Annotated in this window: 21 protein-coding genes; 10 read left to right on the top strand and 11 right to left on the bottom strand. The window is 69.8% G+C overall.

The annotated features are described in order from the left end of the window. Positions 1-81 precede the first annotated feature (81 nt). Genes WYM_RS17495 through WYM_RS17475 form a run of 5 tightly spaced genes read left to right on the top strand, consistent with a single transcriptional unit; the run spans position 82 to position 6,307 of the window. Entirely contained in the window at positions 82-1,632 is a 1,551-nt protein-coding gene (locus WYM_RS17495; protein WP_019182143.1) for a sugar ABC transporter ATP-binding protein, read from the top strand. After that, positions 1,629-2,702: an ABC transporter permease gene (locus WYM_RS17490; protein WP_019182142.1), complete on the top strand. Its 1,074-nt coding sequence runs from the start codon at positions 1,629-1,631 to the stop codon at positions 2,700-2,702. Before WYM_RS17495 ends, WYM_RS17490 begins: the two co-directional genes overlap by 4 nt. Then, the gene (locus WYM_RS17485; RefSeq protein WP_019182141.1) at positions 2,699-3,718 is read left to right on the top strand and encodes an ABC transporter permease subunit; all 1,020 of its coding nucleotides are present in this window, start codon (positions 2,699-2,701) and stop codon (positions 3,716-3,718) included. Before WYM_RS17490 ends, WYM_RS17485 begins: the two co-directional genes overlap by 4 nt. A 49-nt stretch (positions 3,719-3,767) precedes the next feature. Beyond that, the gene (locus WYM_RS17480; protein ID WP_019182140.1) at positions 3,768-5,297 is read left to right on the top strand and encodes a sugar ABC transporter ATP-binding protein; all 1,530 of its coding nucleotides are present in this window, start codon (positions 3,768-3,770) and stop codon (positions 5,295-5,297) included. After that, positions 5,294-6,307, top strand: coding sequence for a LacI family DNA-binding transcriptional regulator (locus WYM_RS17475; protein WP_019182139.1), 1,014 nt, complete (start codon positions 5,294-5,296; stop codon positions 6,305-6,307). Before WYM_RS17480 ends, WYM_RS17475 begins: the two co-directional genes overlap by 4 nt. A gap of 70 nt (positions 6,308-6,377) precedes the next feature. Here the strand turns inward: WYM_RS17475 and rhaS are convergent, their stop codons facing one another. The 4 genes from rhaS to WYM_RS17455 are packed head-to-tail and all read right to left on the bottom strand — an operon-like array spanning position 6,378 to position 11,086. Continuing rightward, positions 6,378-7,427 (bottom strand): rhamnose ABC transporter substrate-binding protein, encoded by a 1,050-nt coding sequence (gene rhaS, locus WYM_RS17470; RefSeq protein ID WP_019182138.1) that lies wholly within the window; start codon positions 7,425-7,427, stop codon positions 6,378-6,380. Between the two features lie 31 nt (positions 7,428-7,458). After that, entirely contained in the window at positions 7,459-8,532 is a 1,074-nt protein-coding gene (locus tag WYM_RS17465; protein ID WP_019182137.1) for an ABC transporter permease, read from the bottom strand. Continuing rightward, complete coding sequence (locus WYM_RS17460; RefSeq protein ID WP_019182136.1) at positions 8,529-9,566, bottom strand: ABC transporter permease; 1,038 nt, start codon at positions 9,564-9,566, stop codon at positions 8,529-8,531. Before WYM_RS17460 ends, WYM_RS17465 begins: the two co-directional genes overlap by 4 nt. Further along, a complete protein-coding gene (locus tag WYM_RS17455; protein ID WP_019182135.1) occupies positions 9,563-11,086 on the bottom strand; it encodes a sugar ABC transporter ATP-binding protein in 1,524 nt (507 codons plus the stop codon). The genes WYM_RS17460 and WYM_RS17455 overlap by 4 nt, the downstream gene beginning before the upstream one ends. A 151-nt stretch (positions 11,087-11,237) precedes the next feature. Between WYM_RS17455 and WYM_RS17450 the strand changes: the two genes are divergently transcribed. Then, entirely contained in the window at positions 11,238-12,248 is a 1,011-nt protein-coding gene (locus tag WYM_RS17450; RefSeq protein WP_019182134.1) for a LacI family DNA-binding transcriptional regulator, read from the top strand. 239 nt (positions 12,249-12,487) lie between these two features. Here the strand turns inward: WYM_RS17450 and WYM_RS20720 are convergent, their stop codons facing one another. Both WYM_RS20720 and WYM_RS17440 read right to left on the bottom strand, forming a co-directional pair. After that, a complete protein-coding gene (locus tag WYM_RS20720) occupies positions 12,488-13,474 on the bottom strand; it encodes a glycosyltransferase (protein WP_019182133.1) in 987 nt (328 codons plus the stop codon). 50 nt (positions 13,475-13,524) lie between these two features. Beyond that, positions 13,525-13,860 (bottom strand): hypothetical protein, encoded by a 336-nt coding sequence (locus tag WYM_RS17440; RefSeq protein WP_019182132.1) that lies wholly within the window; start codon positions 13,858-13,860, stop codon positions 13,525-13,527. Positions 13,861-14,014: 154 nt separating this feature from the next. On the opposite strand from WYM_RS17440, the gene WYM_RS17435 reads away from it, so the two are divergent. From WYM_RS17435 to WYM_RS17420, 4 genes are all read left to right on the top strand, one after another. Continuing rightward, positions 14,015-15,112, top strand: a complete 1,098-nt coding sequence (locus WYM_RS17435; RefSeq protein ID WP_192813770.1) for a DNA polymerase IV — start codon at positions 14,015-14,017, stop codon at positions 15,110-15,112. 69 nt (positions 15,113-15,181) lie between these two features. After that, positions 15,182-16,282, top strand: coding sequence for a FecCD family ABC transporter permease (locus tag WYM_RS17430; RefSeq protein ID WP_019182130.1), 1,101 nt, complete (start codon positions 15,182-15,184; stop codon positions 16,280-16,282). Between the two features lie 18 nt (positions 16,283-16,300). Continuing rightward, a complete protein-coding gene (locus tag WYM_RS17425) occupies positions 16,301-17,299 on the top strand; it encodes an ABC transporter substrate-binding protein (RefSeq protein ID WP_019182129.1) in 999 nt (332 codons plus the stop codon). Then, on the top strand, positions 17,296-18,171 hold the full coding sequence (locus WYM_RS17420; RefSeq protein WP_019182128.1) for an ABC transporter ATP-binding protein: 876 nt from the start codon (positions 17,296-17,298) through the stop codon (positions 18,169-18,171). Before WYM_RS17425 ends, WYM_RS17420 begins: the two co-directional genes overlap by 4 nt. On the opposite strand, the gene WYM_RS20715 is transcribed toward WYM_RS17420, so the two are convergent. The 5 genes from WYM_RS20715 to WYM_RS17395 form a co-directional block, all read right to left on the bottom strand. After that, on the bottom strand, positions 18,141-19,079 hold the full coding sequence (locus WYM_RS20715; RefSeq protein ID WP_019182127.1) for an urea transporter: 939 nt from the start codon (positions 19,077-19,079) through the stop codon (positions 18,141-18,143). The two genes, WYM_RS17420 and WYM_RS20715, sit on opposite strands and share 31 nt — an antisense overlap. 7 nt (positions 19,080-19,086) lie before the next feature. Beyond that, on the bottom strand, positions 19,087-20,163 hold the full coding sequence (locus tag WYM_RS17410; protein ID WP_019182126.1) for an urease accessory protein UreD: 1,077 nt from the start codon (positions 20,161-20,163) through the stop codon (positions 19,087-19,089). After that, positions 20,160-20,795 carry an urease accessory protein UreG gene (gene ureG / locus WYM_RS17405; protein WP_019182125.1) on the bottom strand — a complete coding sequence of 212 codons (636 nt, stop codon included), beginning with the start codon at positions 20,793-20,795 and terminating at the stop codon, positions 20,160-20,162. The genes WYM_RS17410 and ureG overlap by 4 nt, the downstream gene beginning before the upstream one ends. Before the next feature lie 15 nt (positions 20,796-20,810). Next, entirely contained in the window at positions 20,811-21,530 is a 720-nt protein-coding gene (locus tag WYM_RS17400; RefSeq protein ID WP_019182124.1) for an urease accessory protein UreF, read from the bottom strand. A 5-nt stretch (positions 21,531-21,535) separates the two neighbouring features. Then, positions 21,536-22,535, bottom strand: a 1,000-nt coding sequence (locus WYM_RS17395) for an urease subunit alpha (RefSeq protein ID WP_019182123.1), incomplete at its 5' end; no start/stop codon positions are given.

Genomic DNA, 22,535 nt, shown 5'->3' with positions numbered 1-22,535 from the left:
GGATCACGGCGGACGCGCCCGAGGCGGCGGCCGGCCGGCCGCCGCGTGCAGTCCACACCCTCGACACACGAAAGCAGTCGCATGTCCGACGTCTCAGCGCAGGCCCTCGAGCCACCACCCGTGGTCGCGATGCGGGGCATCACCGTCCGCTTCCCCGGAGTCCTCGCCCTCGATGATGTCGACTTCACGCTCCGCCCCGGCGAGGTCCACTCGCTGATGGGCGAGAACGGAGCGGGCAAGTCCACCCTCATCAAGGCGCTCACCGGCGTCTACGCGGTGGATGCCGGAACCATCACGGTCGACGGCGCCCCGCACACCTTCACCACCGCCGCCGCCGATGCGCAGCAGGCCGGCATCTCGACGGTCTATCAGGAGGTCAACCTCTGCGCGAACCTCTCCGTGGGAGAGAACGTCATGCTCGGACACGAGCCGCGACGCGGCGCAGCCATCGACTGGGCCGGCGCACACCGTCGCGCGGCCGAGCAGCTGGCGAGCCTCGGGCTCCACGTCGACACCCGATCGGCCCTGGCCAGTCACTCCCTCGCCATCCAGCAGCTCGTGGCGATCGCTCGCGCGATGGTGCTCGACGCCAAGGTGCTGGTGCTCGACGAGCCGACCTCGAGCCTCGACCGGGGTGAGGTCGAGCAGCTGTTCGCCGTGGTCCGCGGCCTGCGCGATCGCGGTGTGGCCATCCTGTTCGTCAGCCACTTCCTCGACCAGGTGTACGAGATCTCGGACCGGATCACGGTGCTGCGCAACGGCCGGCTCGTCGGCGAGCACCTCGCTGCCGAGCTGCCCCGCGAGGGGCTGGTCAGTCTCATGCTGGGTCGAGAGCTCGCCGACCTGGCGGCGATCTCCGAGTCCTCCGAACGAGAGATCGACCGATCGGGGATCCCTGTCCTCCGGGCGCGAGGGATCGGCCGCCGCGGCGCGCTCGCCCCGTCAGACATCGACGTCTATCCCGGCGAGGTCGTCGGTCTGGCCGGACTGCTCGGATCGGGGCGGACCGAGCTCGTCCGCCTGCTCTACGGCGCGGACCGCACCGAGAGCGGCACGATCGAGATCGATGGACGCGCTGCGCGCATCGCCACCCCCCGCCACGCGATCGACAGGCGCATCGCGTTCTCCTCCGAGGACCGCCGCGCGGAGGGCATCATCGGCGACCTCACCGTCGCCGAGAACATCGTGCTCGGCATCCAGGCCAAGCGCGGCTGGCTGCGCAAGGTGAGTCGCAGCGAGCAGGACGACGTCGTGCACGAGTACATGACGGCACTCGGCATCCGTCCCGCCGACCCTCACGCGCTCATCCGCAACCTCTCCGGCGGCAACCAGCAGAAGGTCCTGCTGGCACGATGGCTGGCCACGGCGCCGGAGCTGATCATCCTCGACGAGCCGACGCGCGGCATCGACGTCGGCGCGAAGGCCGACATCCAGCGCAAGGTGGCCGAGCTGTCGGCGCAGGGACTCTCCGTCGTCTTCATCTCTTCCGAGCTCGAAGAGGTGCTTCGATTGGCTCAGCGCGTCATCGTCATGCGCGACCGCCGGCGCGTCGGCGAACTGGACTCCCGCGAGGCCGACCTCGACCGACTCATCGACAACATCGCCAACGACGGCGAAGGGAGGGCAGCGTGAAGAAGCTCGTCAGGCATCGGCTGTTCTGGCCGATTGCGGCGCTGATCGCGCTGATCGTGGTGAACACGATCGCCCGGCCGCAGTTCATCGGGATCACGATCCGGGACGGTGAGCTCTACGGGCCGCTCATCGACATCCTTCGCAACAGCGCCCCGCTCATGCTGGTGGCCCTCGGCATGACGATCGTCATCGCCACACGCGGGATAGACCTCTCGGTCGGGGCGATCATGGCGGTGTCGGGCGCGGTGGCGCTGACGATCATCGACTCGTCCTCCGACCCCGGCGGCATGGGCACCGTCGCGATCGCCCTGGTCACCGCACTGCTGGTCGCCCTGGTGCTCGGCGCCTGGAACGGCCTGCTCGTGTCGGTCGTCGGCATCCAGCCGATCATCGCGACGCTGGTGCTCATGCTCGCCGGGCGCGGCGTCGCGCTCCTCATCACCGACGGGTTCATCACGACGGTGACCAGCGCCCCGTACAAGTTCATCGCCACCGGCTACGTGCTGGCCCTGCCGTTCGCGCTGTTCATCGCGGCCGCGGCCATCGCGGTCGTCGCTCTCGTCGAGCGGCGCACCGCCCTCGGCGTCCTCACCGAGGCCGTCGGGATCAACCCCGAGGCCAGCCGGCTCGCCGGCGTGAGGGCGAAGGGCATCGTCTTCGGCGCCTATGTCGCCAGCGGTGTGCTGGCCGGGCTGGCGGGCATCCTCTACAGCTCCAACATCATGGCCGCCGACGCCAACGCCTCGGGCCTCTACATCGAGCTGTATGCGATCCTGGCCGTCGTCCTCGGGGGCACCTCCTTGATGGGCGGCAAGTTCACCATCGCCGGAACGGTCGTGGGCGTCTTCACCATCCAGACCCTCGAGTCCACGATCCTCTTCCTGGGCGTGCCGTCCGCGCAGGCCCCGGTGTTCTTCGCCGCCGTCGTCATCGTCGTCGTGCTGGTGCAGTCGCCCCAGCTGCACCGCTTCATGCGCAGGCTGACGAGGCGGCGACGCGATGATTCGAACAGGACGGATGCCGCTCCCCCGGCGCCGTCGCAGATCCAGACAGAGGTGGTGTCGCGATGACGATCCTGCACGAGAGCACCAGCGCCGCCCAGGGCCTGGCGTCGCGCTATCGCACCTTCATGAGCCGGCACGTCGGCGTCATGCCGACCCTGGCGGCCGTGGTGATCCTGTTGGTGCTGCTGATCGGGGCGCAGATCGCGTTCGGCAACTTCATCGCACCGCGCAACCTGTCGGCGCTGCTGCTGAACAACGCGTACCTCGTGGTGCTCGCTGTCGGCATGACCTTCGTGATCCTCACCGGCGGTATCGACCTGTCGGTCGGCTCGGTGATGGCCTTCACCGGCATCCTGTGCGCGAAGCTGCTGTCGGAGGGACTGCCCGCGGCCGTCGCGATCCCCGTCATGATCGCCGGAGGCGCGGCGATCGGACTGCTGATCGGCGTCCTCGTCCAGTACTTCGGCGTGCAGCCGTTCATCGCCTCGCTCGCCGGCCTGTTCCTCGCGCGAGGTCTGGCATTCGTGGTGAGCCTGTCGTCGATCAAGGTCGAGGACCCGCTCGTCCTCTGGCTGCAGCGCACCCGGTTCACCTTCGGCGACTGGTATCTCACTCCCACCGGCATCCTCGCCCTTCTCACGGTCGCCGTCGCAACCTTCGTGCTGCAGTGGACCCGCTTCGGACGCACCGTCTACGCGATCGGCGGCAACGAGCAGTCCGCGCGGCTCATGGGCCTGCCCGTGACGCGGACGAAAGTGCTCGTGTACGTCATCAGCGGCGCATGCAGCGGCATCGCCGGCCTCGTGCTCACCGCGTTCTCGGGCGCCGGCTACCCGCTCAACGGCGTCGGCACCGAGCTCGACGCGATCGCGGCGGTGGTCATCGGCGGCACGATCCTCACGGGCGGCAGCGGATACGTCATCGGCTCGCTCATCGGCGTGCTGGTCTACGGCGTGATCAAGACGATCATCGCGTTCGAGGGCGCCGACCCGTCGTGGACCCGGATCGTCATTGGAGCGCTGCTGCTGGTGTTCATCGTGATCCAGCGGGTCATCGTCGCGCGCTCCGAACGACGCCGATGACGCCATGCCCGTGAGCGGAGCCGCTCGTCCATCGCGCCATAATGGCGGGATGGACGAGCGGCGTCCGCTCATGGAGATCACCGGGGCGACAGTGCGGTACGGCGCTGAGACGGCGCTCGACGCCGTCGACTTCCGGGTCTATCCGGGCGAGGTCCATTCGCTGATGGGCGAGAACGGCGCCGGCAAGTCGACCCTCATCAAGGCTCTCACCGGGGCACTGCATCCCGACGAGGGGACGATCTTCGTGGCCGGCCGCCCCGTGCGCTTCGCCGGCACCGCCGACGCGCTGGCTGCGGGGATCAGTGCGGTCTATCAAGAGATCGATCTGCTGCCGAATTTGTCGGTCGCCGAGAACATCTGCCTCGGCCGCGAGCCGCGCAGGTTCGGGCTCATCGACGGCGGCGCCATGCGAAGGCGCGCATCCGAGGTGCTCGACGGCCTGGGCGTGTCGATCGATCCCGCCTCGCAGCTCCGCGGTCACTCCCTTGCGATCCAGCAGCTCGTCGCCATCGCTCGCGCGATCTCGGTCGAGGCGAAGGTGCTCGTGCTCGACGAGCCGACTTCCAGCCTCGACGTCGACGAGGTGGCCGAGCTGTTCCGCGTCATCCGCGAGCTCAAGGAGCGCGGAGTGGCCATCGTGTTCATCTCGCACTTCCTCGACCAGGTGTACGAGATCGCCGACCGGATCACGGTGCTGCGCAACGGCCGTCGCATCGGGGAGTACCTCCCGGGCGAGCTGCTGCGCATCGAACTCGTCGAGAAGATGCTCGGGCGCCGGGTGGCCGAGCTGGGCGTGCGGCAGCCGACCGATGGCGCGGAGGAGGAGTCCGGCGCGCTCCTCGAGGCCCGCGGCGTCACCTCCGCTCCCGGCATCTCCGACGCCGATCTCGATCTGCGTGAGGGCGACGTGGTGGGATTCGCCGGCTTGCTGGGATCGGGAAGGTCCGAGCTCGCGCGCGCCCTCACCGGCGTGGACCGGCTCGACGCCGGCATCATCCGCATCGGCGGCCAGGCGACCGAACTCGGCACCGCGCGTCGCGCCATTCGACTCGGAGTCGTGTACTCCTCGGAGAACAGGCGCACCGAAGGCATCATCGGCGACCTCAGCGTGCAGGACAACATCACGCTGGCGCTCCAGGCCGAGCGCGGGGTCCTTCGTCGCATGCGGGCTCAGCGCCGGCGCGAACTCGCCCGCAGCTGGATCGAGGCGCTCGACATCCGCCCGGCCGATCCCGACCGCCCGGCCGGAACCCTCTCCGGCGGCAACCAGCAGAAAGTGCTGCTGGCACGCCTGCTCGCGCTGTCGCCCCGGGTGCTGGTGCTCGATGAGCCCACCCGTGGGATCGACGTCGGTGCGAAGGTCGAGATTCAGAACCTCGTCGGCGAACTGGCCGACAACGGCCTGTCGGTCGTCTTCATCTCCGCCGAACTGGAGGAGGTGCTCCGAGTCGCCTCACGCGTGGCGATCCTGCGGTCGGGTCGCGTGGTCGATACTGTGCCATCGGAGAGTCTGACCGTGGACTCCCTGCTGGCGCTGGTCGCCCAGGCGGACGAGACCGGCACGGAGGAACGCGCGTGACCGACGACAAGCCGGCACGCACGGCGAACATCTTCGATGTCGCCCGCCTCGCAGGCGTCTCGCACCAGACCGTCTCACGAGTGCTCAACGACCTGCCCAATGTCAGGCCGGCGACGCGGGCGCGGGTCGAGCAGGCGATCGCACAGCTGCGCTACAGTCCCTCCCCCGCCGCCCGCGCACTCGTCACGCGCCGCACCCGGACCATCGGGCTGGTCTCGCCCGGAGTGGCAGACTACGGACCCACCTCCATCGCGATGCACTTCACGCTCGCCGCCCGCGGCGAGCGCTACAACGTCGAGACCGTCACGGCGCTCGACTCCGACCCCGGCCATGTGCGCGACGCCGTGGAGGGACTGCTTCGCCAGCGCGTGGACGCGATCGTCCTCATCGTGGTCGACGTCGAGGTGCTCGAGGCGGTGCAGGCGCTGGACCTCGGGGTGCCGCTCGTCGCCGTCGCCGCCACGGCCCGCCGGAGCCCTCTCATCGTGTCGATCGATCAGTATCGGGGTGCCCGTGCCGCCGTGCGTCACCTCGCCGAGCTCGGCCACACCCGCATCCATCACCTCGCCGGGCCGTCCCGAGCTCCGGACGCGCTCGAGCGCACGCGGGGCTGGCGCGACGAGCTCATCGCCCAGCGGCTCGAGGTCCCTCCCCCCGTCGCGGGCGACTGGTCGGCGGCGAGCGGCTACCAGCAGGGGCTCACGCTCGACGTCACGGCGGGCTCGGCCGTCTTCGCGGCCAATGACGCGATGGCCATCGGACTGCTGTCGGCGCTCCGGGAGCGGGGATTCGTCGTGCCGGACGACATCAGCGTCGTGGGTTTCGACGACGTGCCCGAGGCGGGCTACCTCTATCCACCCCTGACCACGGTGCGTCAGGAGTTCGCCGGACTCGGCGAGCTGATCATGCAGAAGGTGCTGGTCGCCCTCGAGGAGCCCGACGGCGTCACCGAGGACACTCCGCTGGCGACGCACCTGGTCATCCGTAAGTCCACGGCGTCGCCGCGCTGACTCGAGCTGCCGTGAACGCCGCAGCGCCCGGCCGCGCGAGGCGACCGGGCGCTGGCGAGCGCGGAGCGGATCAGAAGTCGAACTCGCCGATGTTCTCCGCGTCGAACACGAACGGGTCGCCGAGCAGCACGCCGCCGTCAGCGCCCACCTCGAAGTCGCCCAGCTTGCCGGCTTCGAACGTGTCGCCCTCTTCCCCGGCGATCTCACCCGTGATGAGCGCCTGCGCGGCGTAGGCGGCCAGGTAGCCGAGGTCGGCAGGGTTCCACAGCGCGAAGGCGGTCACGGTGCCGTCCTCGACGTACTCGCGCATCTGGTTCGGGGTGCCCAGGCCGGTCAGCGCGACGGTGCCCTTGTACTCCGACGTCGACAGGTAGCGAGCGGCCGCCGCGATGCCCACCGTCGTCGGCGAGATGATGCCCTTGAGCTCGGGGTACGTCTGCAGCAGCGCCGCCGTCTTGTCGAACGAGGTCTGGTCGTCGTCGTCGCCGTAGACGACCTCGACGAGCTCGATGTCGGGGTGGCTCGCCGCGAGCTCCTCCTCCATCATCTCGATCCAGGCGTTCTGGTTGGTGGCGTTGGCCGATGCCGACAGGACGGCCACCTGGCCGCCGTCGCCGATCTGCTCGGCGATCAGGTCGACCTGCACCTTCGCGATGCCCTCGGCTGTCGCCTGGTTGATGAAGAGGTCACGGCACTCGGGGTTCGTGTCGGAGTCGAAGGTCACGACCTTGACGCCCGCGCTGCGGGCCTCGTCGAGGGCGTCGCAGATCGCCTCCGGGTCGTTCGCCGAGACGATCAGACCGCCGGCGCCCTGCTGGGCCGCGGTCTGGATGTACTGCACCTGCGACGTGGGGCTGGCCTCGCTGGGCCCGACCTCCTCGAAGGTGCCGCCGAACTCCTCGGTGGCCTCCTCGGCACCGCCGGTGGAGGTGTCGAAGTAGGGGTTGCCGAGGTTCTTGGGCAGCATCGTGATCGACAGGTTCGCGTCGTCGCCGCCACCGCCGCCATCGCCGCCGCCGTCTCCGCCGGTGCCACCGGCGCAGCCGGTCGCGACGAGCGCGACACCGAGCACGACCGCTGCGGCGACGCCGACCCGGCGCTTGCGCTGAAGTCCGAACATCGTTGTTTCCTTTCCTGGTGCGGACAGATTGCTACTGAGAGGGCGTCGGCGAGTCCGGCAGGGACTTGCGGCGGCCCTCTCTCTTCCCGACGACTGCGGCACGCCGTGCGTGGAGCCATGCGAGGAGGCTGGAAGAGATCACGGAGACGATGAGGAGGACCCCCGTGATGACGTTGATGATGTCGCTGGTGACGCCGGCCAGTCGCAGGGCGCTGCCGAGGGTTCCGATCAGCAGCACGCCGGCGATGACGCCGTGCAGGGCTCCCCGGCCGCCGAAGATCGACACACCGCCCAGCAGCACGGCGGCGATGACCTGCAGCTCCAGCCCCATGGCGTTGTCACCGCGCGCGTTGGAGTAGAGCAGCGTGAAGTAGACGCCCGCGAAGCCCGAGACGGCGCCCGAGAGCACGAAGAGCAGGAACTTCGTGCGGCCGACATCGATGCCCGAGAAGGCCGCCGCGTCCTTGTTCAGGCCGATCGCGTAGAGCGACCGTCCGAACGGCGTGAAATGCAGGACGACGGCGAAGAGGATCGCCAGGACCACGAACGGGATCATGATGACCGGAACCGGCGTGCCGGGGATGTTCGCCTTCGCGAGATCGGTCCACTCCTCGGGGAAGTCCGTGATGGCCGTGGTGCCCAGGAGGCCCACCGCGATGCCGCGGAAGAGGGCCAGGGTCCCGATCGTCACGGCGAGTGAGGGAAGCCCGACGACCGTCACGAGGAAGCCGTTGAACGCCCCCGCGATCGTGCCGACCAGTACCGCGACGACCGCCGCGACGGGGAACGGAAGCCCGGCCTGCGTGAGGATGCCCGTCATAACACTCGACAGTCCGACGATGCTGGCCACCGAGAGGTCGATCTCCTCGGTGATGATGATGAGCGTCATCGGGAGCGCGATCAGCAGGATCGGCGCGACATCGCGGAGGAGATAGGTCACCGTAAGCGGACTGTCGAAGTTCCGCACCGTCGCGAGGGCGACGAGGATGACGAGGATCAGGATCGCGATGATCGCGGATTCCCGGGTGAGGAGCACGCGGCGCCATGCCGGCTTGGCATGTGCCTGGTAGACGCGGGTGGGCGCGGCATCCGTCATGGTGGTCATCGTGTCTCCTCCCGTTGCGCGATGAGCCTTCGGTGCTGCCGGACGGCGAGCACCCGGTCGAGGACGATGGCGCCGAGGATGAGCACGCCGACAACGGCTCGCTGCCAGAAGTCGTCGATGCCCAGGATCGGGAGGGCGCGATTGATGGTGAGCAGCAGGAAGGCGCCGATCGCCGCGCCCCACACCGTTCCCACGCCACCCGAGATCGCGACGCCGCCGATCACAGCGGCGCCGATCGCCTGCAGCTCCCAGCCGAAACCGGCGGCCGAGCTCACCGTGCCGTATCGCGCCGCGTAGAGGACTCCCGCAAGACCCGACAGCGCGCCCGAGACGACGAAAGCCGCGATGACGCGCCTGGTGACCCGCAGTCCGTAGAGGTGCGCCGCCGCGGGGTCGGAGCCGATCGCATAGAGCTCGCGACCGCTGCGCAGGTTGCGCAGGTACCACGCCGCGCCGATGAGCACCACGACGGCGATGATCGTGAGGATCGGGATGCCGAGCAGCGAGTCCGTCCCGAGACCTCGGAAGTCGCGAGGCAGGTCGGACGCGTTGATCCGGTCGCTTCCCGTCCAGGCGACGTTGATGCCCCGGTAGATGTACATGGTGCCGAGGGTGATCACGAGCGCCGGCACCCGGGCGAACGCGACGAGTGCGCCGTTGATGAACCCCAGGAGCGCGCCGAGGAGCACCCCGCCGAGGAACACGGCGATGATCGGGAGCCCGGGCATGTCGATGAACAGCCGACCGGTCAGGTAGGCGGTGAGGCCGACGATGGAGCCGACCGACAGGTCGACGTTGCGGGTGATGATGACGACCGCCTGGCCGACGGCCACCAGCAGCAGCAGCGACGGCGTCAGCAGCAGGTCGCGGAATCCATCGGAGGAGAACAGGAAGTTCGGGTTCGCCAGCGTCGCGGCGAGGATCACCAGCAGAAGGGCGACGAGGATGCCGGTCTCGCGTGCGGTGCCGATGCGCCGGACGAGTTTCGAGGCGGCGCTCGAGCCGGGCTGCACCGGAGCGATCGTGGCGGTCATCGGGCGACCTCCGCGTCGGCGGTGGCGGCGTACATGACGGCTTCGGGCGTCGCGTCGGCCCGCGCGAACTCGCCCGTGAGGCGTCCTTCCCGCATGACGAGAACACGGTCGGCCATACCCAGCACCTCCGGGAGCTCGGACGAGATCATCAGGATGGCGAGGCCCTGCTGCGCCAGCTGGCTGAGCAGGCGGTGGACTTCGGCCTTCGTGCCGACGTCGATGCCGCGCGTGGGCTCGTCGACGATGAGCACCTTCGGCTCGGTCGCGAGCCACTTGCCGAGCACGACCTTCTGCTGGTTGCCACCCGACAGCGTGCCGGCTTCGGCATCGAGTGCGGCGGTCTTCACCTCGAGGCGGCTCGCCCACACTGCAGCGGCTTCGTTCTCGCGTCCGCTCCAGAGCAGGCCCCACCGCGCGAGCTTGGAGCGGATGGCGAGCGTGATGTTGCGCGACACCCCGTCCTCGAGGACCAGGCCCTGCTTGCGGCGGTCCTCGGGAACCAGGGCGATGCCCCGGGCGGTCGCCAGCCGCGGGTTCCCCTTCGGCAGCGGCTTGCCTTCCAGGCGCACGACTCCCGACTCGTAGGGGTCGACGCCGAAGACGGCACGCGCGACCTCGCTGCGACCGGCGCCCACGAGACCCGCGAGCCCCACGATCTCGCCCGCGCGCAGCGTGAACGACACGTCGCGGAAGACGCCCTTGCGCGTCAGTCCGTCGACCTCCATCACCACGTCGCCCACCTCGGCGGGCAGCTTCGGGAAGAGCTCCGTCACGTCTCGGCCCACCATCTGGCGCACCAGGTCGTCGACGGTGGTGGCGGCGATCGGCGTCGTGTCGATGTACGAGCCGTCGCGCATCACCGTGACCGTGTCGCACAGGGCGAAGACCTCGTCGAACCGGTGGGAGATGAACAGCAGCGCGCGTCCCTCGTCGCGCAGGCTGCGTGCGACCGCGAACAGGCGCTCGACCTCGACGCCCGACAGCGCGGCGGTCGGCTCGTCCATGATCAGCACTCGGGCATCGAGCGAGATGGCCTTGGCGATCTCGATGATCTGCTGATCCGCGATCGAGAGCCCCTCGGTCACCCGGTCGGGATCGAGGGCGACCCCGAGCCGCTCGAAGATCTGCTCGGCTTCGACCCGCATCGCCTTGCGATCGATCCGGCCGAAGCGGTTGGTGGGCTGGCGGCCCATGAAGATGTTCTCGGTCACCGACAGGTCGGGGAACAGCGTCGGCTCCTGGTAGATCACCGCGATGCCCGCGGCCTTGGACTGCGCGGTGCTGGTGAAGTCGACCGACTCGCCGTCCAGCAGGAACTCCCCCGCGTCGCGGCGATACAGTCCGGCGACGATCTTCACGAGCGTCGACTTGCCGGCGCCGTTCTCTCCGATCAGCGCGTGGATGGACCCGCGGTCCAGCGTCAGGCTCCCCGAACGGAGGGCGACGACGGCGCCGAAGGACTTCACGACCCGGCGCAGTTCGAGTGCGGGCTGCGACGCGGCGGCGACATCGGCTGGCACGGCGTCCTCCTCGTTGAGGTGAATAGGATCTGAATCGATTCAGGTGGATTTCAGGCTACTCTAAATTCAGTGACGAGTTCGGTCAAGTCGCTGCCATGACCAGACGGCGGCGGTGACCGAATCGTGATCCGACGAGGAAGTGGGGAGAAGCGTGCCGGTCAGCATTCGCGATGTCGCGCAGCGCGCCGGAGTGTCCGTCGGCACGGTCTCGAATGTTCTCAATCGCCCCGAAGAGGTGTCGTCGGACTCGGTCGACAGGGTCACCCGCGCGATCGACGAACTCGGCTACGTGCGCAACGACGCCGCACGCAAGCTCCGCGCCGGAGTCAGCACCACCGTCGGCTTCGTCGTGCTCGACGGCCAGAACCCCTTCTACAACGACGTCGTCCGCGGCGCCGAAGACGAGGCGACGCGGCACGGGATCGCCATCCTCTACGGCAACACCGACGAGGACCACGGCCGCGAGCGCCTCTACCTCGATCTGTTCGAGGAGCAGCAGGTGCGCGGGCTTCTCATCGCGCCCTACGGGGACGTGAACTCGCGGCTGCAGCGTCTGCGGGCGCGCGGCATCGCCGCCGTCCTCGTCGACCGATTCAGCGGAGACGGCCGATTCTCGTCGGTCTCGGTCGACAGCGTGGTGGGCGGGAAGATGGCGGTCGATCATCTGATCGCCACCGGTCGGCGCCGGATCGCGTTCGTCGGCGGACCCTTCGACATCCGGCAGGTGAACGACCGGCTCGCGGGAGCCCGGGTGGCCGCGGAGAACGCCGGGACCACGGTCGACCTGGAGGTCGTCGCCACGGCCGCCATGACGGTGGAGGAAGGGGTTGCGGCCGGAGCACGGCTCCTCACCCGCCCGCGCCGCGAGTGGCCCGACGCCCTGTTCGCCGCCAACGATCTGCTCGCGCTCGGCCTCCTGCAGTCCCTCGTGGTGGACGGACGGATGCTGGTGCCCGACGACATCGCCATCATCGGCTTCGACGACATCTCGTTCGCCGCCGCCGCGGCCGTTCCGCTGTCGTCGATCCGTCAGCCGAGCCGCATGATCGGCCGCACCGCACTGCGGATCGTGCTCGAGGAGGCCACGGATCCCGACAGCATCGCTCGTCAGACGGTCTTCCAGCCCGAGCTCGTCGTCCGCGCCTCCACGCGGCCCCGCTGACTCGCGGGACGGCTGACTCGCGGGACGGTGCGGCGCCGCTGTCTGATCAGGCGCGGGAGGAGATGAGCGGACAGGGAGGACTGTTTCGGGGCTCGGGTCCTCCGCTCTCGCGCTTCGCCTCCTTTCTTGTGCACGACTGCCGCCTGGCTACGGGACCGAGGCCGGGCTGGACCGCGTCGGACTCGGCGCCTGACTACGTCCCCACGAAGAGGGCCCGCCAAGCCGGGTCGCACAGCGAGCTAGCGGAGGGCTCCGAGGCGCGGCATCCGTCTGCTCGACGACGCGGCGACCACCTCGCCGAGCACGTCGTCCCACCGGGACAGGAACGCCGGAAGCCCGTAGCGCGACAGCACCTCTGCGCGCGCCCGCTGCCCCATCGCCCGAGCCAGCTCGGGGTCGTCGAGGAGCGTCCGGATCCCTCGCCGCAGCTCGTCGACATCCGTCGAGACGACGCCGGCCCCGGGCGGGACCGCACGCCCGACCTCCGTCGTGGCGAGGGCGACCACCGGCATGGCCAGATGCATCGCCTCGAGCAGTGACAGACCGAGGGACGTCCAGCGGACGGGGTGCAGGTAGAGGCGGCGGCGAGCCAGCTCGGGATGCAGGCGCGAGGGCGGCAGATCCCCCGCCGCGTGCACGGCCTCCTGGCCGGGGAACGCGTCGCGGAGGTGCTCGCCGCCCATCCCGAACACATCGACCGGCGCCTCCTGGCTGAAGGCGGGGAGCAGATCCGTACCGGTCACACGCCACCGGCGCACCGGCTCGTTGATGACGACGCCGATCCGGTCCAGCTCTCCGGTGTAGAGAGGGCCGGGGTCGGGCACGCCGTGCTCGACGACGTACGTGTCGGCGCGCCCGTTGTCCCAGAACAGCCGGTTGAAGTGGGTCACGTGGACGATGGGGACATCGACCCGATCAGCGAGCGGATGCACGCGCCCCACTGCTTCGGGTCCCGGCGTGTTGTGCTCGAGGTACACCGCGGGAAGGTCCCTTCCGGGCACCCGTCCGGTCCACCGCTGGACCTTCGCCAGCTCTTCGGGGCTCTGGACCACGACGACATCGATGTGCTCGTCCTGCAACCTGTCGACCGGCACTTCCCGCGCCTTCGACCAGCCCCAGGCACTGGGCCCGGGCGGGTCGTCACTGCCCTCCACCGGCATCAGGTACTCGTGGTCGCCGCGCACGAATGCGTCGGTGTAGCCCCCGTGGATGGGCCAGATCAGCACCCTCACTCGGAGGCCGCCCTCGCCAGGAACGCTGCGCTCATGGTCGCGCGTCAGAGGTCCTCGGGGGCGAGGTCGCCCTGGCCCTCTTCGCCGAGCTCCGCGATCTCGGGATCGAGGCCCTGCGAGTCCGGCTGCGCCGACGAGTACGGAAGGTCGGTGGCCGGAACCTGGTCCTCTTCCGAGGGAATGTGCGCCGGGTCGTCCCCGGTCGCCGTCGGGCCCTCGTCCAGCGGGTCGGGCTCGCCGGCGTCCGCTGCGGTGGTGCGGTCCCATTCCACCTGCGCGGGGTCGCGCGTCGGGTCGGGCTCGATCGAGGTGTCGCGGTCGCGCAGCGGCTGGACGCCGGTGACTCCGTCGGGGGCGGGCGGGATGCTGTTGTCGGACATCAGGTCTCCTCTTCTCGCGAAGCCCTTACGCTACGGATGCCGCGCCCGCCGCGGCACGGGGTTGACGGGTGTGCGGCGCCAAGGTACCGCGCTGCGGAGAGGCTGATCTCGACCCTGGGGTGACCGCGTCCGCCATCCCCGGCAGACTGGGCGCATGTCAGCGATACCGCTCCCCGCTCCCGCGGCCGGGCCCTGGGTGCTGCACGTGGACCTCGACCAGTTCATCGCCGCGGTCGAGGTGCTGCGACATCCCGAACTGGCCGGCAAGCCGGTGATCGTGGGCGGCCGCGGTGATCCGACCGAACGGGCCGTCGTCTCGACCGCGTCGTACGAAGCGCGCGAGTTCGGCGTGGGATCGGGGATGCCGCTGCGCATCGCCGCGCGGAAGGTGCCGGACGCTGTGATCCTTCCCGTGGACCACCAGGCGTACAACGCTGCGTCCGACCAGGTCATGGCCACCTTGCGCGCACAGCCGGGCGCCGTCGTGCAGGTGCTCGGCTGGGACGAGGCGTTCGTCGGCGTCGAGACCGACGATCCGGAGGGTTACGCCCGCCGGCTCCAGCAGGCGGTGCTCGAGCGCACACGACTGCACTGCAGCGTGGGGATCGGCGACACCCTCGTCCGCGCCAAGGTCGCCACCGGTTTCGGCAAGCCGCGCGGCGTCTTCCGCCTCACGGCCGAGAACTGGCTCGAGGTCATGGGCGAACGCCCCACGATCGAGCTGTGGGGCGTGGGCTCGAAGGTCTCGAAGCGGCTCGCGCTTCTCGGCATCCGCACCGTGACCGAGCTGGCGCACGCCGACGAGGCGCCGCTCGTCGGCGAGTTCGGCCCGAACATGGGCCTGTGGTACCGACAGCTCGGGCGCGGCGACGGCTCCTCGCTCGTCGACGACACGCCCTGGGTCCCGCGGGGTCACAGCAAGGAGACGACGTTCCAGCAGAACATCGTCGAGCGCGCCGACGTCGAGACGGCGGCGCGATCCCTGCTCGATCAGGTGCTCGACGAAGTGGCCGCCGACGACCGGCCGGTCGTGGGATTGGGGCTCAAAGTCCGCTACGCGCCGTTCCTGACCAAGACCTTCACGAAGAAGATCGCGCAGACATCCGACAGGGACGAGATCGTCGCGAAGGCGATGGAGCTGGTCGCCAAGATCGAGCCCGACCGCCCGATCCGCCTCCTCGGCCTGCGTGCCGAGATGGTCATGCCCGATGACGCCAGGGAAGGGCACACCCCGACGCGCAGCGGGTGGTGAGCGGACCGCCGTCGACGCCGGATGCGATACCGTCGCAGGAGTCGCGGGGAGCGATCGGGGGGAGCATTCGTGACGACCGAACCTCTCACCGCGCCTGCACGGATTTCCCTTCCGCTCGCCGGCGTCGTCCGCGGAAACCGGCGGCGGGCGGCTCTGTGGACCGCGGGTCTGATCGCGGCGCTGGCCGTCTCGGCCGTCATGGCGATCGGGATCGGCCCGGTGCCCGTGGCGCCCGGGACGATCATCCCGATCGTGAGCCACCATCTCTTCGGGTTGCCGGCCGAAGCCACGTGGTCCCTCTCCGACGAGGCGATCGTGTGGAACGTGCGCGTGCCCCGTGTGCTGCTGGGCATCGCGGTGGGCGCCGGCCTCGCCCTGTGCGGTGCGGCTCTCCAGGCGATGGTGCGCAACGTCCTCGCGGATCCGTACGTGCTGGGCATCTCGGGCGGCGCCTCGACCGGCGCGGCTGGGGCGATCCTGTTCGGGCTGGGCGCGGGGGCCGGCCAGTTCGCGCTGCCGGCCAGCGCCTTCGTGGGCGCACTGGGCGCGTCCCTGCTGGTGTACGCGATCGCACGGGGCAGCGGCGGCGTCACCCCGATGCGGCTCCTCCTCTCGGGAGTGGCGGTGGGCTACGCCCTGTCGGCCGCCACCAGCTTCCTCATCTTCGCGTCCGACTCGGCCGAGGGCTCGCGCTCGGTGATGTTCTGGCTGCTCGGATCGCTCGCGCTCGCCCGCTGGGACGCCGTGCTGGCTCTCGTGCTCGTGATCGTGGCCGTGACACTGGCGGTTCTGATGATCAGCGGGCGCGCACTCGACGCCCTGGCCGCCGGGGACGAGACGGCGCTGACCCTGGGGGTGTCCCCCGAGCGCTCCCGCGTCTCGCTGCTCGTGGTGGTGTCACTGTGCACGGGGGCCGTGGTCGCCGCGGCCGGCGCCATCGGCTTCGTGGGACTGGTCATCCCCCATCTCGCGCGTCGGCTGGTGGGTTCGGCGCATGCCCGCGTCCTGCCGGTCACGGCGCTGCTCGGCTCGATCTTCCTGGTGTGGGCGGACGCGCTCGCCCGCACCGTCATGCAACCGCGCGAATTGCCGATCGGCATCCTCACCGCCATCGTCGGCGCGCCCTTCCTCCTGATCCTCGTCCGTCGCATGTACGCCCGTCGTGGCTGATTCCCCCGGAGCCGTCCCATGAGAAGTCGTCGCCCGCTGACCACCATCGCCGCCCTCATGGTCGTGCTCGCGTCCGCCGGCTGCGCGCAGACGGCTCCGCCCGCGGCGAGCGCAGATCGGCCGGCGTCCGGTCAGGACTTCCCGCTCACCGTCGACAACTGCGGTGAGCAGGTCGTGTTCGACGCCGCGCCGCAGAGCGTGATCCTGCTCGAGAGCGCACCTGTGACCATCCTCGACGGGCTTGGCGTGCTCGATCGGGTCGTCGCACGCGCCGGCTCGTTCCCCGACGGCTACTACGCCGCCGACCTGGCCGCGCGGATCGACGGGATCGAGGTGCTGTCGGACGACATCGACACCTCCGGTCATCTGACGATGTCGAGCGAGGTCGTGCTGGCACGCGAGCCCGACCTCGCGCTCGGCCTCCCGGAGGGGATGACTCGCGAGGCCCTTCGCGACGGGGGCGTGAACACGCTGATCCATCCGGTGTACTGCGAGTCGGGCGTCGGCGACACGACATTCGACACCCTGTACGAGCTGGTGCTGACCTACGGGTCGATCTTCGACGAGTCCGCCCGCGCGCAGGATCTGGTGGATGATCTGGAAGCGCGGGTGGCCGCCGTCGAGAACGACACCGCGGATGCCGCGCCCCGCACGGCGGCCGTCCTCTACCCGTCGGTGGGCGGCGGGCCGCTCTACGCGTACGGCCGGGCGTCGATGGCGCATCCGCAGCTCGAGGCAGCGGGCTTCGACAATGCGTTCGCCGACGCCTCGGAGCGCGTGTTCGAGGTGAGCATCGAAGAGCTGATCTCGCGCGATCCGGACGCGCTGATCCTGCTGTATCAGGGCGACGAGGAGGGTGTGCTCGAGGAGGTCGCGGGGCTGCCCGGCGCCGACGCACTGAGGGCCGTCGAACGCGGCGACGTCCTGCTCCAGCTCTTCAACTTCACCGAGCCGCCGACCCCGCTGTCAGTCACCGGCCTGGAGCGCATCGTCGAGCGGTTCGGCCCTGGCTCATGATCTCGGCACGGGGGATCAGCCACTCCTACGACGGCGCGGCCGTCCTCCGGGACGTCACCCTCACTGCGAGCGACGGAGAGGTCGTCGGACTGATCGGACCCAACGGCAGCGGCAAGACGACGCTGCTGCGCGCGCTGTACCGCGCGCTGGTCCCCGACGGCGGAGCCGTCTCGGTGGACGAGAGGCCGATCAGCGGCTTCCGCCCGCGGGAGCTCGCCAGGACCGTCGCGGTCGTGACGCAGGAATCACCCGGGGAGCTCCCGCTCTCTGTCACCGACGCCGTGCTGCTCGGGCGCGGTCCGCATCTGGGATCGCTGCGTCGCCAGACGGCCGGCGACATCGAGATCGCCGCCGACGCGCTGCGACGTGTCGGCGCCGCTCATCTCGCCGCGCGTGATGTGAGCGAGCTCTCGGGTGGCGAGCGGCAGCGCGTCCTCATCGCGCGCGCGCTCGCCCAACAGGCTTCCCACCTTCTGATGGACGAGCCCACGAACCATCTCGACATCCACTTCCAGCACGAGATCCTTCAGCTCGTCCGCGAGCTCGGGGTGACCACCGTCATCGTGCTGCACGACCTCAACCTCGCGGCGCGATACTGCGATCGGCTGGTGCTGCTGGATCGCGGTCGGGTCATGGCGGCGGGCTCGGTCGACGAAGTGCTCGATCCTGCTGTGCTCGAGCCGGTCTACGGCATCCGCATCGACGTGGTGCAGGCCGGCGATGGGACGCGTCAGCTGCTGTTCCGGGCGCCCACCCACCGGGTCCCGCTCGGCCACCAGCACTCCCCCGCAGACGCGCACACCCACGACGAGGGCGGCGGACGCGGCATCCCGGAGTCAGATCAGGAAGGTCTCTTCAGCCCGCGCACGTAGTGCGCCACGATCAGCGCGACCCACGTCGTGAGGATGTACGGCCACGTGTAGGTCACGATCCCTGCCCGATGCATGAACAGCGTGACGAGCGCCGTCACCGCCACCCACGGCAGGGCGTACAGCCAGGACGCGGGCGAGATCCTGAGGAACGTCACGGCGAGCGCGATCGCGGTCAGCACACCGGAGTAGTTCGCGAGCCCGTTGGCGATCTCGCTCCACGGCTCGCCCAGAGCCACCGCGACGACCGACCCGACAGCGCTTCCGCCGAGGGCCGCGAGACCCACCCGCCAGCTTGCGACGAACAGGCCAGCGAGAATGAGCGCACCCGAGACCACGTTGTCGATGAGCACGACCTGCGACACGTTCGTGAGCAGCGAGAGTAGGAACGCCGGAACCGGATCGTCGGGAAGATCGGATGCCGCGGCCGGCGTCGCGAGCGCCGTCGTGCTGAGCGCGATGATCGTGGCCACGATGACGAAGGGTGCGGTCGTGTACGGCAGCTGGTACTTCTTCAGCGCGGTCCGGGTGAAGAGGGCATCGACGAGCCGCGTGACGGGACCGGTCGCCAGTCCTCCGACGAAGGCGAGGGCATACGCCCACCAGGCCGCGCCGCCGAGCGCGGCGAACACTGCGGCGCCGACGAGCGTGCCGCAGAACGACTGCATGCCGCTGGCGATGTCGCCGCCCGAATATCTGACCGCCCGACCCCCGAGCATCCCGCCGGCACCGCCGAGAAGGGCCAGCACGCCCATCCGCCAATCGGCGACGAAGAAGGCCGAGAGCACGAGCACCGCCGTGATGACGTTCGTCTGGAAGTAGATCTCCGACGCCCCGCGGAAGAGGCCGAACACCCACGCGGAGCCGGTGGTCCGCGTCGTGGCCGTGCCCGCCCGTCCCTCGGCCGTCACCGTTCGCTCACTTCCGGATCAGGGGCGCCGGGCGTCCGGTGAGCAGTTCGTGCATGGCGCCTGCGGCCGCGGCCGATACGGCGGCGGAGGTGACGGTGTCGTTCCCGACGAACCGCAGCCAGGCACCGCTGTCGCCGGGCAGCACGCTGACGCCGACCCGGGCGCCGGCGTCGGCCGTGTCGGCCACGGTCCGATCCGCCACCTCGTGCAGCGCGTCGGCGACTTCGCGCGCAGGCACGAGCGGGGTGAGCACGTACAGGGTCGACACGATGTCGCGTCCGCCGAGCACCGCTGCGCCACCGAGGCGATGAGCGGACGGGACCAGTCGCACGCGGTCGAAGGCGACGGGCTCGCCCGTGGCAGCCGCAGCGCCGCGCGCCGCGGGCCGGGCGATCTCGAGATCGCTCGCCAGCGCCGCATACGCGTGCCGCTCGCCGCGGCTGAGCCGGCCGGCGTAGATGGTCTCGCCGATCAGCAGCGTCGCGTCGGGGTGCAGCGAGACGGCGGTGCGCTGATAGAACCGGGAGTCGACGTACGGGATCAGCGGATCGGGCAGGTACTCGACGTATGCCCCCTCCGAGACCTCGAGGTTCACCAGCGACGTCGCGTAGCCCGACTCCATCCGGTACACCTTGGTGTGCGCCTGGGTCGTGACGTGAGCCGACGTGTCCGGCCCGAAAAGCAGGTCGGTGCGGTGACGATCGTTGTGAAGGATGCCGCCCCCTGCCGTCATGACGTACGTATAGGGCATGTCGGGACGCGCCGGGTTGTAGTAGAGCGGGCGCATGATCTGCAGCGGCGACTTCTGGAAGTGGCCGACGAGCTCGGTCCGGCGGTCCTCTCCCGCACCTCGGAGGGCGAACGCCAGCTCGAGGATGCCGACCTTCCCGGGGCTTCCGACCGGCAGGGTGTGGGGGTCCGTGCCGTACCGCGCGACCTCGGCGGGCACGTGCGCCGGCTCGAAGTGCGCGGGCTGCAGCCGCGGACCTCCGTACAGCGGGACGCCGGGCGCGTCACCGGACGGCCCCGAGATGACCGCGGTCGCGGCATCCTGATCCGCCGTCAGTGACCCGGTCACGCTCACGCGACCAGCTGACCCTTCGACGCGGCCCACGTGGCCATGATCGTGTCGAAGAGCTCCTGCACGCCGGTGCCGTCGAGCGAGTTGGTCAGCACGACCGGGCGGTCGCCGCGCACCATGTGTGCGTCGCGCTCCATCACGCCGAGGTCGGTGCGGACGTACTGGGCGATGTCGATCTTGTTGATGACCAGGATGTCGCTCTCGGTGATGCCCGGACCGCGCTTGCGCGGCATCTTCTCGCCCTCCGACGTGTCGAGCACGAACACGAACACGTCCGCGAGCGCCGGCGAGAAGGTGAGGGTGAGGTTGTCGCCGCCGGACTCGTAGATCAGCGTGTCGATGTCGGGGAAGCGCTCGAGCATCTCGTCGCCGGCCGCGAGGTTCATGGTCGGGTCGTCCCGCACGGCGGTGTGCGGGCAGGCACCCGTCTCGACGCCCACCACCCGCTCGGGATCGAGGATCCCCGCGAGCTCGCGCCGCACATGCTGGGCGTCCTCCTGGGTGTAGATGTCGTTCGTGATGACGCCGGGCGTGCGCCCGGCGGCCAGGAAGATCGGCACCAGCGCCTCGGTGAGTGCCGTCTTTCCCGAGCCGACCGGGCCTCCGATGCCGACCCGCAGGACGTTCTCGCTCATCTCGCTTCTTCCTCTCTAGCTGGTGAACAGCCGCGCCTCTGCGCGTTCGTGACGTGCCGACATGATGTCGGCGACGGGTGCGAAGCCTCCGATGTCGCCGACCGGCCGGGAAACGGCGTCCGCCGTCACGAGATCGATCACCGGCTGCGCCCGCCGCAGGATCACCTGGGCGCCCCGATGGTCGGTCAGCCGCAGCCGCAGCGCAGCTCCGACGAAGCTCACGGCGAAGGCGAACAGATCCGATGCCACCGCCTCGGCGACCGACACCCCGGATGCGGCGTAGCAGACGGCCGTGACGACCGGCTGGCAGCCGGGCGATCGCTTCGCCTTGACATGTGCCGCCCAGTTCGCGATGTCGGCCTCTCCGGTGCTCCCGGCGAAGGCCTCTCCGGCGATGTCGGCCAGCTGGCGCCCGCTGCGCGTGCTCGCGGTGCGCAGTTCGGCGTTGAGCTTCGAGGCGAACAGCAGCCGATCGATCTCGGCGACCGCATTCCAGTCCTGCTGCACCGCGGCGTCGTGGGCGCGCGCCAGTGCCGTCGCGTCACCCGGTCCGACCGCCGAGGTCAGCAGGTCGTCGAGCAGACCGGCCACCCCGTCCGGCGCCACCAGCCCTTGCTGGCGGAACCCTTCGAGTCCGTGCGACATCGTGTAGAAGCCGCTCGGGAACGCCGAGTCGCTCAGCTGCAGGCTGACCAGCAGCCGCGAGACCGGCGAGGGGGTCGACGGGTCAGGCACGACGATCAGACGAGGAAGAACAGCTGCGTGAGCGGCAGCGACTGTGCGGGCTCGATGTGGGCCGGCTCGCCGTCGACGGTCACCTTGTAGGTCTCGGGGTCGACATCGATGACCGGCGTGACGTCGTTGCGCACCATGTCGTCCTTGCCGATCGACCGGGTCCCGGTGACCGGGAGGATCCGGCTCTTGAGCCCCAACCGCTCGGGCACGCCCTTCTCGATCGAGATCTTCGAGACGAACGTCGCCCGCGTCTGGTGCAGCGTCTGTCCGAGCGCGCCGAACATCGGGCGGAAGTAGACCGGCTGCGGCGTGGGCAGCGACGCGTTCGGGTCGCCCATCAGCGCCCAGTTGATGAGGCCGCCCTTGATCACCATCTTCGGCTTGGCCGCGAACGTGTCGATCGGCCACAGCACGATGTCGGCCAGCTTGCCCGGTTCGAGCGAGCCGACGTAGTCCGAGATGCCGTGGGCGATCGCGGGGTTGATCGTGACCTTGGCGAGGAACCGCAGCACACGGAAGTTGTCGTTGCCCTCGGCGTCCTCGGGCAGCTTGCCCCGCTTGTCCTTGCAGTGATGAGCGGTCTGGAACGCGCGCGTGACCGACTCGCCGATACGGCCCATCGCCTGCGAGTCCGACGAGAACATCGAGATGATGCCGAGGTCGTGCAGCACCGTCTCGGCCGAGATCGTCTCAGCTCTCACGCGGGAATCGGCGAACGCGACATCCTCCGGGCTGTCGTACGAGAGGTGGTGGCACACCATCACCATGTCGAGCAGCTCGTCGATCGAGTTGACCGTGTACGGCAGGGTCGGGTTGGTCGAGGAGGGCAGCACGTTGCTCTGGCCCGCCATCTTGATGATGTCGGGGGCATGCCCGCCGCCGGCCCCCTCGGTGTGGAAGGTGTGGATGGTGCGTCCGTCGATGGCCGAGATCGTGTCTTCCACGAATCCGGCCTCGTTGAGGCTGTCGGTATGGATGGCGACCTGGATGTCGTATTCGTCGGCC

It is taken from the genome of Microbacterium yannicii PS01, from assembly GCF_000304335.1.
GTDB lineage: Bacteria > Actinomycetota > Actinomycetes > Actinomycetales > Microbacteriaceae > Microbacterium > Microbacterium yannicii_A.
Note: the sequence above shows the minus strand (reverse complement) of the source record. Positions and strands in the feature narration are given on the sequence as shown.